General features: G+C 57.3%; 2 protein-coding genes and 1 pseudogene. All 3 read left to right on the forward strand.

Translation table 11 applies throughout. The annotated features are described in order from the left end of the window. A pseudogene (locus AC1D35_RS35430) lies at nucleotides 1-1,560 on the forward strand (Ti-type conjugative transfer relaxase TraA); the annotation flags it as partial. An 8-nt stretch (nucleotides 1,561-1,568) separates the two neighbouring features. After that, complete coding sequence (locus AC1D35_RS35435) at nucleotides 1,569-2,087, forward strand: DUF6118 family protein (RefSeq protein ID WP_477942615.1); 519 nt, start codon at nucleotides 1,569-1,571, stop codon at nucleotides 2,085-2,087. 114 nt (nucleotides 2,088-2,201) lie between these two features. Beyond that, the coding region (locus AC1D35_RS35440; protein ID WP_477942617.1) for a nucleotidyltransferase domain-containing protein at nucleotides 2,202-2,739 on the forward strand (538 nt) is incomplete at its 3' end.

A 2,739-nucleotide genomic window follows, 5' to 3' on the forward strand; every position in this document is an offset into this window, starting at 1 on the left:
CATATCGATTGGCAGCGCGACGCATCCGTTTCGTTTGCAAGGCACCGGACGGGCGAGGGACTTTCGGCCTATCGGGAACGAGGCGACATTCAMTTCAGCCCGACGCGCGCGGAAGCGATGGGCGACATGGTTCGAGACTATCTCGCAGACAGACTGGAGCGACCGGATGGAAGCCGGGTGGCTATGGCGCATCGGCGTGTGGACGTGCGTGCCTTCAATGATGCCGTTCGTGGCGAACTTCAGAACCAGGGCGTACTGCCAAAAGGAGAGGTTGGCGGCGAGGTCTTGTTGCAGACGAACGATGGAAAGCGGACGTTTGCGATCGGTGACCGTATCGTCTTTTTGCAGAACGACCGCGAGCTCGGAGTCAAAAATGGCATGCTTGGCACGGTCGAAAGGGTCGAGCGAAATTCTATGCGCGTGCAGCTCGACGGAAAGGCGAATGACGAGGCGGGCCTAATTTACGTCGATACGGATCGCTATCGCCATTTCGATCACGGCTATGCCACCACGATCCATAAGAACCAGGGCGGGACCGTGGACCGGGCCTTCGTCTTGGCTTCGGCAACAATGGATCGGCATCTGACATATGTGGCAATGACGCGCCATCGTGACGGCGTTCAGCTTTATGCCGGCCAGGAAGAGTTCGTCAATCGCAGAGCCGGGCGCCTGGTCGAGCACGGTGCGGCGCCCTATGAACACGATCCAGGGAACCGGGGGAGCTATTTTGTTAGCCTTGAGAACGCACGTGGCGAAAGACATGTGACTTGGGGCGTCGATCTCGGTCGAGCGATTGCGGAGGCGGGCGCCGTCATCGGCGATGAAATTGCCCTAAAGCATGTGGGCTCGGCTACGGTTCGGTTGCCCGACGGCCGCACTGCGGAGCGCAACAGCTGGACGGTCGAAAAAGGCAACGATCTTGCGTTCGAGCAGATGACGCAGCGGCTTGGCAGATCCGGGGTCAAGGAAACGACGCTGGACTACCTCGATGAGTTTGCTGAGCGGCGTGGAATGTCTGACGGTCAGGACGCTGATGCGCCCAGGATTGATCGCCGAAATTACGCGACCCCTGTCATTCCTGATCCAGCCAGCGAAATTGCTCGATCCGAGCGGCAGGGGGACCGACGTCCAAATGTCCACGAGGGATCTGAGTTTAATCGTGAGGGCAGCATCGCCGAGCGTGGCGATGCGCTGCTGCAGTCTGAAAGCGAGAACGCTTTACAGCAACCACAAGCACGACGCGGCATATTTGCTGGTCTGAAGCTCAGTCGTAGCGGTGAGGCAACGCAATCCGGCCGAGCGATTGCTGCAGAAGAGAAGAGGGGACTCGATCCACTGGCCGAGCGCGTGCGTCAGTACAGGCAAGATCGAGTGGATGACGGAATTGGCGTAAGGGGTTTGGATCGCAGGGCGGGTCGCGCACTGGAACGCGCAGAGACGGGGCGGCCCGTCGAGCGAACCGCAAAAGTCGAGGAGGTGCGTCCTATGAACGAACATCAGCGCGGGCAAAAACAGCAGCAGCAGATCTCGCGCGGGAGAGGCCACGAGTTTGAGCGATAGGGGTAGAGATGATGGATCGTGGTGAGACTAGAGAGCAGGAGTTGACCGCCGATGATGCGACGCTGGCCTTCAATGCTCTGCGCCAGACAGTCGAAAAGCTGGCCGGCGACCTGAACGCCGAGATAACCATCATACGCAAAGGCATGGAGGCGGCTTTCTACCGCTTCGACGAAATCTCTCGACAGGCGGACTTTCGCGGTCAGCACGATCAGCTGTCTGAAGACATACTGCTCATTGCCGAGCATCTCAAAACACTCAAAGCTTCAACGGCACTTCGGTTTGGTCCGGAGGACTATGGGCGCATGTTCGAGCTGATCGCAAACCGAGTGATCGTCAACCTCTCACGATCCAGCAGCAATCAAGTCAACGCCGTTACCAGCCAGCTTAGAGAACTTGTGCAAGCTGCACGTGATCGCGACCAGCAGGATCGATGGTTGGTCATGGCGGTCTTGCTGGGGCTAGCGTTTGGAGGCTTGCTCATGTTGGCAACGGTTCGAGCATGGCCAAGCGTGTTCCTTGATTGGTAACGTAAACCTCGGCAGCTCAGGTCAATCTTTATGTTCGAGCAATTTACCGAAGGTTGCAATATGGAAAAGTTCCCCTTAAAGATTTAACGCAATTTCCACTCGCGAGCCGGTACAATGGATTCGATTCACGAAGACAGTTTCAATATGGCTTTGACGTTGACCGATAACCTCGACCACCTTCCTGCACGCAAACGCCATGAGATCGCGAGCGTACTCGAGATTATCTTCGACGACGTACGGCAGTTCCAGATCGGGAAGTCGGAGCGAAAACAGGGCAAGATCCTCAAGGTCATCCTCTTCGGATCCTATGCCCGCGGCGACTGGGTCGAGGATCGCAAGAGCGGTTATCGCTCTGACTACGACATTCTGGTCGTTGTCGACTCTCACAATTTTGCGGAGGAAGAGGACCTCTGGATCGGCCTCGAGGACCGACTGGTTCAGGCACAGATCGGCGGCCATATCCGCACGCCGGTCGGTCTGATCGTCCATAGTCTGCATGACGTCAACGACCAATTGGCTCGCGGCAGGCCGTTCTTTGTTGATCTCGTTAGAGACGGGACAGTGCTCTATGAGGATGAAGGACATCAGCTTGTCGAGCCAAGACCGCTAACAATAGAAGAAGCCGCGGTCGAGGCGAAGCGGAACTTCGAGG

The organism is Rhizobium sp. P1_E6, from assembly GCF_056405875.1.

Coding starts and splice junctions, on each gene's coding strand:
- AC1D35_RS35435 (WP_477942615.1), top strand. CDS start 1,569: ATGATGGATCGTGGTGAGACTAGAGAGCAGGAGTTGACCGCCGATGAT.